Here is a 13,687-nt window from a genome sequence, read left to right on the forward strand (position 1 = left end):
TTTCTTGTTGTTACCGGATAATTCCATTCTGAATGTAGAATACTATGCCAAAACGCTGAACGGAGTGGCCTGATGCATGTACAACTGAAACGGCGCATTTATATTGCATGTATTCTTCTTACGGGTTTATTCGCTTTGCTTATGATTCGTTTGGTTTGGATTCAGGGCATTCAAATCAACCGCACGATGCCTGGATTTCAACGTACTGTTCGTGAGATGTCCGTATTGCAGCGAGAACGAGGGGTTGTACTGGATACGGGACGAGGACAGTTTACTGATTATAAGGGGCAACCCCTAACAGGCAAGCTGGAATGGGGATTGGTCCTTTTTCCGCATCCAGATCAAACAAGTCATTCATATCCATCTACAATGGCAAATTCGGAAGTTAAGGAATTGGCAGCTCTATTACATACCGATACGAAGTCGTTACAAAAGGAATGGAATCAAGGGAACGCACCCCATTTCTGGACAGCAGGTGCCAACCAGCCGATTACGTTGACCGAATCCCAGGTTGCCCGACTACGTATATTGAAGGCAGACGGCGCAAGTGTATATCCTCTCATGACACGTTATGGACAAGCCACTACGGGTATGCAATGGTTGGGTTATCTTGCTGAACAGCCTGGATTCCCGAACGCACAGTCGCGTCATAAGAATGAGGTGAAGCAGCCTTTTGCCATGAAATCTGGAGCAGCTGGGTTGGAAAGAACAATGGAACCTTTATTGATGGGCATTGGGCCGACCCTGTTAACACGTATGGTTACAGGTTCAGGAGAGGTTATTCCAGAATTACAGCCGCGTGTGATTGCACCATCAAATACACACTACCCATTGCGTGCGGAGACGACGATCAATATCGATGTGCAGCAAGGGATAGAGCAGATTGTGAAGAAGTCCGGAATGAAGGAAGGGGCTATCGTTGTGCTGGATGCAGCCAATGCAGACGTGCGTGCAATGGTTTCGGCACCGTTCTATAATCCGCAACATGTAGACCCTAAACAAACGGCTTGGTCGAATCGTGCCGTGCAGGGGGCTGTATCGGGTTCCATATTCAAAATCGTTACAGCAGCGGCCGCGCTGGAATATCACGCAGTATCCAAAGGGGAGACTTTCCATTGTGGTGGCGAGTGGGGGAAATATGGTCTGTCCTGCTGGAAGGAGCATGGGCATGGGACATTGAATCTGGAGCAAGGGTTTGCCGAGTCCTGCAATATTGTATTTGCTGAAACTGCTCGTCGGCTCAGTATGGAGCAGTTGGAACGTACGGCAGATGCTTTGGGATTGGCACGTCCAGTTGGCTGGGAGGGAAAGCAAATCGCAGGAATGACGGTACTGCATCATTTTGATCATGAGGACGCAGGAAGAGTGAGACTGCCATCCGTCTCTCCTCAGGATGAAGGAGCCAAGGTACAGACGGCTATCGGTCAGCGGGACGTTCTGGTGACTCCATTACAAGCGGCTAATCTGATCGTTACGCTCTTGCATGATGGCAAGGTGAGTGCTCCACGCCTTGTTCAGCGTATCCGATATGCCGATGGCGATACGATGCTGGATATGCCGATGCATGATTCACCATCTTCGGCAGGACGGATCTCTCCAGCTACGGCGCATCAGCTGTTATCTTGGATGAAGAAGGTTGTCAGTGACGGAACGGGAAAATCCCTGCAACATGCACGGTGGCAGGTGGCAGGGAAGTCAGGCACAGCACAGGTACAGCAGCATGGAGAGAAACGTAACCATCAATGGTTTATCGGGTATGGACCTACGGAACAACCCAAATATGCTGTAGCTGTCCTTGTCCAAAACGTTGCTCCAAGCAGCCGTCATCAAGCAACGGCGATGTTCAGAAAAGTGATGGACTATTTGGCTGAATCCTCATGATTACCGGGAGGAGCAGGTTCTTGCACCGAAGGCTCAGCATTCATACCAGAGGTGGTGCTACCCGGTGTGTCCATCACTAATGGGGAGGATTCGAATTCATCCTTCGGCAAGTGAATCCATTGCTGGAGATATCCTTGTTGCAGTAGTTCTTTGAGCAGAATCAGCAGCACCGGAGACAATACCACACCGGCCAGGCCAAAGACGGAGAGCGAGATCAGCATAAAAGAAAGCATCAAGTATGCGGAAGAGACTCCGATTGAATTACCCGATATTTTGGGCTCCAGCAGTTGGCGTGTCAGCATGGTTACAGCAAGGACTACAATTAAGCCAATCGCAAGGCTGCTATTCCCCACAATGAACAGATACACAATCCACGGAATGAATATAACTGGAACACCCAGCAAAGGCACAAGGTCAAAAACGGCGCAGATGGCTGCGATGGTGAAGGCATTGGCAGTTCCAAGAATCAACAAGCCTGCATAAATCAATACAAAAGTAATCAGCATCATAATCATTTGGGCCTTCAAATACGAACGGATCGTCTTGAACACATGATTACGCATAAATTCAAGAGCCAGCTTCAACGTTTTTGGTGTTTTGGCCCGGGCAAATTTCCGCCAGGATTCAATCTCGATACTGAGAAAGAACGCGAGAATAATGGCAATCCCGAAATTAGTAATAAAGGAAGAAAATGAACTGAGAAAACCGATGACGATTTGTGCACCGCTGGTCACCCATTTGGACAGGAATCCGGTCAGTGTAGCAAAATAGTCACTAACCTTCTCGGTTATTCCGTCAGGTAAAGCATCGGACTTGTCCTGAATAAAATAAACCAGATTGGTGAATTCACGCTGGACCATCTCGATATAATAAGGAAAATTATCCTGCAAATTAGAAATTTGGGATACGATAATTAATCCCAATCCAAAAAAGGCAGCAACAATAACAGCAAGAAACAACAAAACCGAAATAGCGGCGCCCAAGGTTTTGGGCAATCCTTTGCGGTGCAGAAATCTTGCCAGGGGTTCGATCATCCAATACACTATAAATGAAAGAAAAACTGGCGCAGCCAATTGATATAATCGACTGAATCCGTACATGATAAAGTACACGGTTAATACGAGCAGCGCAATGTCAAAGACGGTGCGCCCATATTTTTTGTAAAGCGGCAGCATGGGCAGGGCTCCTTTGTTGGTCATTAAGGTAAAAATTAGGATGCATTTATTGTACACGATAGCTATCTTTTTGGGAAAAGAGGATTCAAGAAAAGGCTGAATTATGATAAAATTAAAGGCGGTTTATTTTGGTTAGTGCTATATTATGGCACGGTAATTCAGCAAGAGAAGCGGGGAGTTTGTAGCATGACAAATTTACTTCAGAGCATATTACTGTGGTTATTGTACATTTCATCGTTTTACGCCTTTATTCCGAGTTTAGTTAGCAGATTTTTCGGTTTTCGTGTGTTCAGGCGCGGGAGAAGTGAGACGGAGTTTTCCTTAACCTTTGATGATGGGCCGGACCCGGAATACACACCCAGATTGCTTGATTTACTACACCAGTATGGGGCAAAGGCAACGTTTTTTGTAGTCGGGGAGCATGCAGCCCATCATCCCGAACTCATTCAGCGTATACATGAGGAAGGTCATCTTCTCGGAATTCATAATTATATTCACAAAACGAATTGGTTGATGCGGCCGCGTACGGTTCGAGATCAGATTCAACGAACAGGTCAGATTATTCAGGAGGTTACGGGGGTAAGAACTTGTTATTATCGTCCACCGTGGGGGATTATGAATCTGTTTGATTTTTTCAGTAAAAAAGATCGTCGGATTATTCTGTGGTCGTCCATGTTTGAGGACTGGAGAAGTAGTGTAGGCGTTGAGAAATTGACAGAACGAATGTTGAAGGAGCTAAGGGGCGGAGAGGTCATGTTGCTGCATGATCGAGGGACTACCCTCGGCGCTGATGCACACGCGCCGGAGCAGATGCTCCAGGCGCTCGAAGTCGTATTGCAGGAGGCAAACAGGCAGCAGTTGCACAGTGTACGCATCGATACGTTGATGGGAGGCGTTACGGTGAGCGAACCTAAAAGTACAAATCAACCACAAACACATTTATCACCTTGGAAACGGATGGTTGTTGCTTTGTGGCTAGGGTGGGAGAAGTTGTTTCATTGGGTATACCATCTGCATACAGCGTCACCGGAGGACCCATTGCTGCATTACCGCTCCCGCGTATATCATGGAGCATTGGTTGAAATGAATGACGGTCATGTGATTCGTAACGGAGATCCGGTTATTGAACTTCATTTTGATAATAAAAAGCTTTTCGATCTAGGTATGACTTCACGCTCAAGTATGCATCTGGCCATTCGCATGATTCGGGCCATGGAACAGCAACTTCCTGATTTGGCCCGGCAGGTCGCACTTGAACCTGAACTTCGTTCAGCCAAGGCTCTATACGGTGTGAGCATGATTAACCGGGGACCGGAGAAATTCGGGTTTACGGTTCGGGAGTTGGCTCCTGGGCCGTTCAGTTCTGCATCCAAAGTGTATCTGAAACTTCTGCTGAGCGTCATTCATCCGGCAGGAACGAAACGTCTGAAGCAGCGATCCGAACAATTGGTTCCAAAAATGATTGCCATGCCGCTTGACGTGTTGCTGGATCGATATGGTCAGCACGCATTGGTAGCTGCAACGGCGGAACAGCCCTCTGAGGAATTGTTGGTTCCTGAACAGGATCTTGTACCTGAACGAAACTGATTGCGAAATGAATAAAGAAAAGGGTTGCCCTTCGCCGAAGTCGGCTGAAGAGCAACCCTTTATTTATGTTTCCGATATAGAAATTCACCGGATATCTCATACTTGAATTAGATACTCAGTACGCCACCGTTGCTTGCATTCGTTACCAGTTTGGAATAACGAGCGAGGTAACCGGTTTTTACTTTCGGTTCAAAGCCTTTCCAACCTGCGCGACGACGTTCGAATTCTTCGTCACTGATATGCAATTCGATGATGCGGTTGTTCAGATCAAGTTCAATAATGTCTCCTTCTTCAACAAAAGCGATTGGACCGCCTTCAGCAGCTTCTGGAGAGATATGTCCGATACTGATTCCGCGGGATGCGCCAGAGAAGCGTCCGTCGGTGATCAGACCTACTTTGGCACCGAGGCCCATACCTACGATCTGGGAAGTAGGAGCGAGCATCTCAGGCATTCCTGGTCCGCCTTTTGGTCCTTCATAACGGATAACGACAACATGTCCTTCTTTTACTTTGCCGTTTGCAATACCTTCGAGCGCTTGTTCTTGGGAGTCGAAGCATATAGCAGGACCTTTGTGATATCCACCAACCGAAGCGTCAACAGCACCAACCTTGATGATGGCGCCTTGTGGTGCAAGGTTACCAAACAATACAGCCAAGCCGCCTTTTTCGGAATGCGGGTTATCCAGGTGGTGGATGACATTTGTATCTTGGATTTCCTGACCTTCAACGTTCTCACGGATCGTTTTACCTGTTACCGTGATACAGTCGCCATGAATTGCACCTGGTTTCTTGAGCAATTCGTTCAGAACTGCACTTACGCCACCCGCATTGTGAACGTCTTCGATGTGAAGATCGGAAGCAGGTGCCAATTTTGCCAAGTGAGGAACGCGGTTAGCAACTTCATTGATTCGCTCGATTGGATACTCGATGCCTGCTTCATGAGCCAGTGCCAATGTATGAAGTACCGTATTCGTGGAACCACCCATAGCCATATCCAGTGCAAAAGCGTTGTCGATGGCTTCTACAGTAACGATATCACGTGGTTTCAGATCCATTTTGATAAGTTCCATCAGTTGTTTAGCGGATTGTTTAACAAATTCACGACGCTCAGGAGCAACAGCCAGGATGGTTCCGTTACCTGGCATAGCCAGTCCCATCGCTTCAGCCAGACAGTTCATGGAGTTCGCAGTGAACATACCGGAACATGATCCGCATGTTGGACAGCCGAACTGTTCAAGTTCAAGCAAGCTCTTATCATCGATTTTACCAGCTTGATAAGCACCTACGCCTTCAAATACGGAGGTCAGGGACAGAGCTTTACCATTGCTGTCACGACCTGCCATCATTGGACCTCCGCTGACAAACACGGTAGGGATATTACAGCGAAGTGCACCCATCATCATACCGGGTGTAATTTTATCGCAGTTCGGGATACATACCATGCCGTCGAACCAGTGTGCAGATACAACAGTTTCCACGGAATCCGCGATAATGTCACGGCTTGGCAGCGAGTAACGCATACCAATGTGTCCCATGGCAATTCCGTCGTCAACTCCGATGGTGTTGAATTCGAATGGAACGCCACCGGCTTCACGAATAGCTTCCTTTACAATTTTACCGAATTCCTGCAGGTGAACGTGGCCGGGCACGATATCGATGTAAGAGTTACATACGGCAATAAATGGTTTGCCAAAGTCCTCTTCTTTAACGCCCGCTGCACGGAGCAAACTGCGGTGCGGTGCACGGTCAAAACCCTTTTTGATCATATCGGAACGCATCTTCTTGGCTGACATGGTGTATTTCCCCCCAAATTTATAATATTGAGCAACATGAATGGAAATATAAATGGCAGTGCATCTGTCGTTTAATTTCATCCGTACTCTAAAAAAATTGACCAGTGATACTGGTTTCGAGCTTCCCGTAGTTTGTGAAGTTCTTTGCTGCTTTAAACCCGTGAACAACCCGGTTTTTCTATAGAGTCTATCACAACCGTCGTCATAATTCTACAATTCAATAGAAAGAAGCTTCAATCCATTAGTGGAATGAAGCTTTCTTGATTTGATGCACTGCATCAGGTGATCTTTCACCGCTACCTATGGGGATAGGCTAACTGCTCCCGCCTTTGCGGCCAATCTCCCGATAGAATTCTTTATTATGAGTGTCGGAAGTTGCTTCTCCACCCTTGCGTCCAATTTCCTTATAGAACTGAGAATCATGCGCATCTGAAGTCGCTTCTCCACCTTTTTTACCTATCATTTGGTAGAAGCTCCGATCATGCTTTTTGGATGTGGCCTTGCCACCTAATCTACCCGCTTCCTCGCGACTCATTTTGTGTTCAGACGTCTGTGGACGTGCCATTACAAATCACTCCTTATATCATAAGTAGATTGTTGTAGCGCGTATTCCTACTTACCACAACATTTCCAGCCTGAAACAAGTCGATTTGAATGGAAAGGAGCAGGATTTCAGTTTATCTAAACCAGGATGCTGAACGTTTTAATACACCCTGATGGTTGAAGTGAAAGCGGGAAATATCGGGCTCAATGAGAGGCTGAAAGGCATGACGGACGGCTGGGTGGGCCAGCGTTATAGCGAACAGTAACGCAATGGAGACAATCACCGGAATGTACAAGCTGGTCTCCATATAGTTGTAAACCCCGGACCAGACCGCCAAGCGAACGAGAAATCCATGTAAAAGGAACACATACAGAGTGCGTCGTCCCAATTCAGTCAATCTGGATGTTAATGAAGGGACCCAGGCGAGAAATAATGCTCCTGATCCAATTTCAAGTGCATAGATTCCGAGGCGGTAAATTCCTGCAAACCACTCATGATGTCCAAGCTCTGCGTAAGTCATGCTTCCCAGTAACCAGCCTGGTGAAATGTTGAACCCTCCGAGTCCAATCCAACCAAGAAGAGCAGCAGATAACGTAGCTGCAATTCTTCGGCCCCAGCCGGATCGCAAATGGGAGCGGATGGACGCTCCGTAGTCATACCCGATAACAAAGAAAGGAAGGAACACAAACGTTCGGCTGAAGCTCAACCAGAAACCATCAAAGGGTAAATATCCGGCACATACTCCCAGCATCACGGCACCCAGTAATCTATAGATCGGCTTCCAGGAGAGTGTAAGACGAAGCAACAGCCGCCAGCAGAAATGACTTGCCAGAAACCAGAGCAATAGATAAGGTGCAAAGAAAGACAAACGCATATGCGGTGTGTGGAATACGGTGAAATCCATTACTGCATACAGAGACTGAAACAGAAGGTATTGTAATGCAATCTGCTTAAGCACGTTACGGCCAGATGTACCTTTGAGTGAATGTCTGGCGAAGTAGCCGGTTACCCATACAAACAGCGGCATGTGAAACGTATATATCCACAGAAACAGAGCCTCTGCTCCTGCAAAACGCGTAATGATTGGTTCGAGAGCATTGCCTGCTAGTACACAGACAATGAGCATGAAGCGCAAGTTGTAAAAAAAGGAATCCTGATATTTGTGAATGATGGTCGGTTTGTTCATGTTGTAGCCCCCCTGATAACCCTTGGCGATTGCAATCTGCTTCTGTAATAAGGGTAATATGGATGTGTAACATTAATTGTGATATATTTCACAAGAGTAAGCGCTATCCTTTCTCAAAGCTGTGACAACAAAATGAACGCTCCGGGATTGACAACGGTTGCATAGAGGCTGACAATGGGGAAAGAAGATGAGAAATTGTAAATATAAGGAGGGGAGAATTCATGTCGACGAATACCCGCCCTAGCCCTGAAATTGTTACGTTTGGCGAAAGCATGGGTTTGCTGACAGCAAAGGATACAAGAGGTCTCGAATATGCAGCGACTTTAGACAAATCATTTGGCGGCGCAGAGAGTAATCTGGCTATTGGTGTATCCCGGCTTGGGCATACCAGCGGCTGGTTTGGCCGCCTGGGTAATGATCCGATCGGTAACATGATCTTGAAGGCAATTCGTGGTGAAGGTGTAGATGTATCCAGAGCAAGGATGAGCGACAAAGAGCCCACTGGTTTGATGATTCGTGAGAACGCTTCCGGGAAAGCCTCGGTGCACTATTATAGGAAGCTATCCGCTGCAAGTGCGATTACTCCTGAAGACCTGGACACGGATTATATTGCGGGTGCGCAAATCCTTCACGTTACAGGCATCACCGCAGCAATAAGCGCGTCGGGACTTGCTACTGTTGAAGCTGCTATACATATAGCTAAGCAGGCTGGTGTGAAAGTGAGTTTTGATCCGAATCTGCGTCTTAAACTGTGGTCAGCTGAAGAAGCGCGTCCTGTTCTGCTTCGTCTGGCTGAGCAAGCGGATTATTTCTTGCCGGGTCTGGACGAGATGAAACTTCTGTATAACGAAGAAGATGATCAAAAAGTCCTTGAGCGTTTGTCCGCCATGAATGCAGTCTGTATCGTGAAGGGCGGCCCTGATTTGACCTACGTATTGGTGAATGGTACCCTAACGGAAGTTCCGTACTTCAAGGCAGATCATGTCCTGGATACGGTCGGGGCAGGAGATGGATTCTGTGCGGGCTTTTTGTCCGGCCTTATCAAAGGATATTCTCCGCAGGAGGCGACCCGTCTCGGGAATTTGACCGGTTCCATGGTTATACAGGCTGTTGGCGATTGGGAGGCGCTCCCGACGTGGGAGCAGGTCGAGGCCAAGCTGAACAATGTAGCTCATGTTGAGCGCTAGTCGCTGCTGATATCATATATGTCTCATCTTCGTTCATTAATGTAAGGCTTGTAATAGACAACCACATTGACAAGGGAGAGAATGAAATGAAGAAGCTTCAGCTGCTACAAAAAATAACGGATAGTGGGGTTGTTGCGGTTCTGCGTGCAGATTCTGCTGATCAGGTTATCGCCATGGCCGAACAAGCCATCGCGGGTGGCATCAAGATTATCGAGATTACGATGACTGTGCCTAGTGCCCTCAAAGCCATCGAGAAATTAAGCCGTGTATACCATTGGAACACACAAGATCCAGAGAAATTTGCCATTATTGGAGCTGGAACAGTACTTGAACCTCAGACAGCACGTGCCGCGATTATGTCAGGTGCCGAGTTCGTTGTGGGTCCTTCCCTGAACCCGGACACTGTGAAAATCTGCAACCTGTACCGGATTCCGATTCTTCCAGGGGTTATGACCATTGCGGATGTTCAACGTGCATTGGAACTTGGCGTGGATATTGTGAAGTTGTTTCCCGGTAATCTCTACGATCCGTCCATTATCAAAACGATGAAGGGACCTATGCCACAAGCGAATTTCATGCCGACTGGTGGGGTGTCCTTGTCCAATCTAGGTGACTGGATTAAGGGAGGCGCCGTTGCTGTAGGTATTGGCTCGGACCTTACAGCGGAAGCAGTGAAGACGGGGGACTTGAGTCATGTTCGCCGCAAAGCGGAACAATATATGGATGCTTACCGCAAGGCCAAGGCTGAATAGCGATGAATGATGAAGAAGGGGAGCCTCAGGAATGAAGGCTCCCGTTCTGCAAGCCGCGGCACCTGCGGAAGTGCAGAAAGGTGATGAACGTTGAGAAACCGATATAATACAGGGCGCAAGAAGAGGGGCATCGGGAAATTCCTGCTCGTTCTTCTGGCGCTCATTGTCATTGGATGTGGGTTTGTGGCCTGGAAGCTGTTTACGCCTTATGGACCACAGGAGATGGCTCAGACAGCCATGGAAACTGCAAATCAGGTGACTGTAACTGAAAAAGAAAACTGGATTGATTTTGTACCGGACAAATCTGTTGGGGTGAGTGTTATTTTTTATCCAGGTGGATTGGTTAAACCGGAAAGTTATGCACCTCTTGCCCATGAACTTGCGGCAGCAGGACATCATACCATTATTGCAAAAATGCCTTTTAATCTGGCGGTAATCAAGCAGAATCTCGCAGATGATATTATTAAAGCCTATCCAGATGAACAATTTGTTATGGGAGGGCATTCTCTTGGTGGATCAATGGCAGCACGTTATGCGGCTTCCCATCCAGATGCACTTCAGGGCATCTTTTTCCTGGCATCTTATCCGGATGAAAAAGGCAGTGTGAAGTCACTGGGGATACCTGCGTTATCCATCTTGGGTACGAATGACGAAGTTGTGAATGCAACAAAGTATCAGAATGGTCGGGCATATTTGCCAGAAGATACGGTGTATTACACCATTGAAGGTGGTAACCATTCTCAGTTTGGTGACTATGGCCACCAGAGCGGTGACGGCGAAGCTGGGGTCAGTGAAGAGGAACAACTGTCTCAAACGGTTAAAACGACTGTGGGCTGGCTGGATACAATCAAGTAAGCTGCAATTTCAACGGTGAATGGAACGAATCCATAGCAGATGGGAACTGGGGGTGATACGTATGTCCATGCTTCAAATTCATGGTAAGCAAGTTACCTGCCGAGGCATTCTATTTGATAAGGATGGAACGCTGCTGGATTTCTTACAGCTATGGGGGCCGTGGGCGGATTCTTTGCTGAATCAGTTGGAATCACAGCTGTCAGAGCTTGGGGCCTCGTTCACGGTGGAGCGTGAGCAAGTTCTGGGTACGGTCCGCAATCGTGAAGGTCATCTGATCGGATATGATCTTCAAGGGCCATTGGCTATTGCCACAGTGGACGAGAGCAACGGTTTGCTTGCTGGGCAGTTGTATGCAGCAGGCATGCCTTGGAATGAAGCAATCACTACGATCCGCCGTTTTTCCAGTGTCGCCATGGGTGAGGTACGGCAGAGAAAAATGGCTGAATCGCTGCCTGGACTAAATGTATTTTTGCAGAGCTGCAAGGAAGCATCGATTCCCATGGCAGTCGTCACTTCGGACAGCACAGCTGCTGCCGAGGAACATCTGGAGTGGATGGGCATCCGGTCGTATTTTACATCGATTGTTGGAAGTGACCGGGTGACTCGGGGCAAACCGGATGGAGAGGCTGCGGTTCTGGCTTGCCGGGAATTACATATTCTTCCTGAGGAGGCTGTGGTGATCGGTGACAGCAATGGGGATATGCAGATGGGACGTAACGCAGGGGTGTCCTATAGAATTGGTTTCTGTCCAGAAATCCAGAGAAGCCACTATTTACATGACGCCAATGCAATTATCCAAAATTATGATGAGTTAAAAATCATCTCTGAATATTCTTCACAGGGGTGATCTCATAAAGGAGGAGAGAGGATGAACGCAACAGAACAACTGGCTGCCTGGATTAAGGAAAGTTCAAATATTGTTTTTTTCGGAGGGGCCGGAACTTCAACGGAAAGCGGGATTCCCGACTTCCGCTCTGCCGCTGGCTTATACCAGACAGAGCAGCATTCACCCTACCCACCGGAAGAGCTGCTGAGCCGACATTTTTTTGATCAGCATGCTGATATTTTTTATGATTTTTATCGAGGCAAAATGCTTCATCCCGATGCGATGCCCAACGGCTGCCATCGACTGCTCGCCAGATTGGAGCAGGAAGGAAAACTTCAGGCGGTTATCACGCAAAATATCGACGGGTTGCACCAGAAGGCTGGCAGCAGCAATGTCCTGGAGCTTCATGGTTCGATCCATCGAAACGCTTGTATGGATTGCAAGAGATTTTACGGGTTGGATGACATTATTACGGCAAAAGATACGGTTCCTCGTTGCACTGAATGTGGTGGCGTGATCAAGCCGGACGTCGTGCTGTATGAAGAAGAACTGGACCAGACGATATTATATCGTTCGGTTGACGCACTGTCCTCGGCAGATTTGCTGCTGGTTGGTGGAACTTCACTAACGGTGTATCCTGCCGCACAATTGATTACGTACTTTCAAGGGAAACACACGGTCTTGCTGAACGCTACACCTACGGCTTACGACAGGCGAGCTGATTTGCTGATTACAGACCCTATTGGTGAGGTAATGAATAAGGTGGACCAACTTCTTGGTTAAACGTAAGTCAACATTGTCCGAATAACCGCATTCTCCGGCATACGGACCGGGTACTAGAGGCGGAACCTGGGGAAAGAAGGGATTCATGATGGTCTACGTAGCCAGCGATGCACGCTACGAAACAATGAAATACAACCGCGTTGGACGTTCAGGTTTGAAACTGCCAGCGATTTCACTTGGGTTATGGCATAATTTTGGTGGCATTAATAATGCGGAGAACGGCCGAAATATGATTACCCGTTCGTTTGATCTGGGCATTACGCATTTTGACCTTGCCAACAATTATGGTCCGCCGGCAGGTTCGGCAGAGCAGTTATTCGGTCAGGTTTTGGCACAGGATCTGAAGCCATATCGAGATGAACTGGTCATCTCCACCAAAGCCGGGTACTATATGTGGCCTGGACCTTACGGTGAGTGGGGTTCTCGTAAAAACCTGGTTTCCAGTCTCAATCAGAGCTTGAAGCGCATGGGTCTCGATTACGTAGACATCTTTTATTCTCATCGTTATGATCCCGAAACACCTCTGGAAGAAACAATGATGGCGCTGGACCATATTGTTCGTTCCGGCAAAGCATTGTATGTCGGCATCTCCAACTATCCTGCAGAACAGACGAAGCAGGCGGCCGAGATTCTCAAAGGCCTGGGTACACCTCTGTTGATTCATCAACCCAAATATTCAATGCTGGATCGTTGGATTGAGGATGGGCTGCAGGATGTACTTGATGAGTATGGAACAGGCAGCATCGCTTTTTGTCCATTGGCACAAGGCGTGCTCACCAACAAATATCTGAACGGTATTCCAGAAGATTCACGTGCCAAGGGCCCGTCTGTATTTCTGAATGAGAACAACATCTCGCCAGAGACATTGCGCAAAGTGCGTGCTCTGAACCAGATTGCAGCATCACGTGGTCAGAGTCTGGCCCAATTTGCTCTGGCCTGGGTATTGCGTGATGGCAAAGTTACCTCTGCGCTGATTGGTGCAAGTCGTCCTTCGCAGATTGAAGAGAATGTGGCTGCTCTCAGCCAGTTGGAATTCTCCTCAGAGGAATTGGAGCGTATTGAATCGATTCTTCGTCCGGAACCGGATCATAAATAAAGTTCAAAAGGTGCATCTTAGC

The 13,687-nt window shown here is 47.7% G+C and carries 11 protein-coding genes and 1 pseudogene; 8 read left to right on the top strand and 4 right to left on the bottom strand.

The window, feature by feature from the left end; translation table 11 throughout:
- Nucleotides 1-72: 72 nt before the first annotated feature.
- On the top strand, nt 73-1,881 hold the full coding sequence (locus tag gpAD87_RS01855) for a peptidoglycan D,D-transpeptidase FtsI family protein (protein ID WP_064635865.1): 1,809 nt from the start codon (nt 73-75) through the stop codon (nt 1,879-1,881).
- Here the strand turns inward: gpAD87_RS01855 and gpAD87_RS01860 are convergent.
- On the bottom strand, nt 1,860-3,056 hold the full coding sequence (locus gpAD87_RS01860) for an AI-2E family transporter (protein WP_064635866.1): 1,197 nt from the start codon (nt 3,054-3,056) through the stop codon (nt 1,860-1,862). The genes gpAD87_RS01855 and gpAD87_RS01860 overlap by 22 nt on opposite strands.
- Nucleotides 3,057-3,242: 186 nt before the next feature.
- Between gpAD87_RS01860 and gpAD87_RS01865 the strand changes: the two genes are divergently transcribed.
- Entirely contained in the window at nt 3,243-4,643 is a 1,401-nt protein-coding gene (locus tag gpAD87_RS01865; RefSeq protein WP_064635867.1) for a polysaccharide deacetylase family protein, read from the top strand.
- Between the two features lie 107 nt (nt 4,644-4,750).
- Here gpAD87_RS01865 and ilvD read toward each other — a convergent pair whose 3' ends face one another.
- The 3 genes and pseudogenes from ilvD to gpAD87_RS01880 form a co-directional block, all read right to left on the bottom strand.
- Nucleotides 4,751-6,436, bottom strand: coding sequence for a dihydroxy-acid dehydratase (ilvD, locus tag gpAD87_RS01870; protein WP_064635868.1), 1,686 nt, complete (start codon nt 6,434-6,436; stop codon nt 4,751-4,753).
- A 316-nt stretch (nt 6,437-6,752) separates the two neighbouring features.
- Nucleotides 6,753-7,001, bottom strand: a pseudogene (locus gpAD87_RS01875) (KGG domain-containing protein); the annotation flags it as partial.
- A gap of 112 nt (nt 7,002-7,113) precedes the next feature.
- Nucleotides 7,114-8,166, bottom strand: a complete 1,053-nt coding sequence (locus gpAD87_RS01880; protein WP_064635870.1) for an acyltransferase family protein — start codon at nt 8,164-8,166, stop codon at nt 7,114-7,116.
- Nucleotides 8,167-8,387: 221 nt separating this feature from the next.
- On the opposite strand from gpAD87_RS01880, the gene gpAD87_RS01885 reads away from it, so the two are divergent.
- The 6 genes from gpAD87_RS01885 (at nt 8,388) to mgrA (ending at nt 13,665) form a co-directional block, all read left to right on the top strand.
- Entirely contained in the window at nt 8,388-9,353 is a 966-nt protein-coding gene (locus tag gpAD87_RS01885; RefSeq protein WP_063566859.1) for a sugar kinase, read from the top strand.
- A gap of 86 nt (nt 9,354-9,439) precedes the next feature.
- Entirely contained in the window at nt 9,440-10,105 is a 666-nt protein-coding gene (locus gpAD87_RS01890; RefSeq protein ID WP_063566860.1) for a bifunctional 2-keto-4-hydroxyglutarate aldolase/2-keto-3-deoxy-6-phosphogluconate aldolase, read from the top strand.
- Nucleotides 10,106-10,195: 90 nt separating this feature from the next.
- Entirely contained in the window at nt 10,196-10,960 is a 765-nt protein-coding gene (locus gpAD87_RS01895) for an alpha/beta fold hydrolase (protein WP_064635871.1), read from the top strand.
- Between the two features lie 61 nt (nt 10,961-11,021).
- Entirely contained in the window at nt 11,022-11,807 is a 786-nt protein-coding gene (locus tag gpAD87_RS01900; protein WP_064635872.1) for an HAD family hydrolase, read from the top strand.
- A gap of 21 nt (nt 11,808-11,828) precedes the next feature.
- Entirely contained in the window at nt 11,829-12,569 is a 741-nt protein-coding gene (locus gpAD87_RS01905; RefSeq protein WP_064635873.1) for an NAD-dependent protein deacylase, read from the top strand.
- 88 nt (nt 12,570-12,657) lie between these two features.
- Nucleotides 12,658-13,665: an L-glyceraldehyde 3-phosphate reductase gene (mgrA, locus tag gpAD87_RS01910; RefSeq protein ID WP_063566864.1), complete on the top strand. Its 1,008-nt coding sequence runs from the start codon at nt 12,658-12,660 to the stop codon at nt 13,663-13,665.
- Nucleotides 13,666-13,687 lie beyond the last annotated feature (22 nt).

Origin of the sequence: Paenibacillus sp. AD87 (genome assembly GCF_001659845.1) — a bacterium.
In the GTDB taxonomy this organism is placed as follows: Bacteria; Bacillota; Bacilli; order Paenibacillales; family Paenibacillaceae; genus Paenibacillus; species Paenibacillus marchantiae.

Coding starts and splice junctions, on each gene's coding strand:
- gpAD87_RS01900 (WP_064635872.1), top strand. CDS start 11,022: ATGTCCATGCTTCAAATTCATGGTAAGCAAGTTACCTGCCGAGGCATT.
- gpAD87_RS01885 (WP_063566859.1), top strand. CDS start 8,388: ATGTCGACGAATACCCGCCCTAGCCCTGAAATTGTTACGTTTGGCGAA.
- gpAD87_RS01880 (WP_064635870.1), bottom strand. CDS start 8,166: ATGAACAAACCGACCATCATTCACAAATATCAGGATTCCTTTTTTTAC.
- ilvD (WP_064635868.1), bottom strand. CDS start 6,436: ATGTCAGCCAAGAAGATGCGTTCCGATATGATCAAAAAGGGTTTTGAC.
- mgrA (WP_063566864.1), top strand. CDS start 12,658: ATGGTCTACGTAGCCAGCGATGCACGCTACGAAACAATGAAATACAAC.
- gpAD87_RS01860 (WP_064635866.1), bottom strand. CDS start 3,056: ATGCTGCCGCTTTACAAAAAATATGGGCGCACCGTCTTTGACATTGCG.
- gpAD87_RS01855 (WP_064635865.1), top strand. CDS start 73: ATGCATGTACAACTGAAACGGCGCATTTATATTGCATGTATTCTTCTT.
- gpAD87_RS01865 (WP_064635867.1), top strand. CDS start 3,243: ATGACAAATTTACTTCAGAGCATATTACTGTGGTTATTGTACATTTCA.
- gpAD87_RS01905 (WP_064635873.1), top strand. CDS start 11,829: ATGAACGCAACAGAACAACTGGCTGCCTGGATTAAGGAAAGTTCAAAT.
- gpAD87_RS01890 (WP_063566860.1), top strand. CDS start 9,440: ATGAAGAAGCTTCAGCTGCTACAAAAAATAACGGATAGTGGGGTTGTT.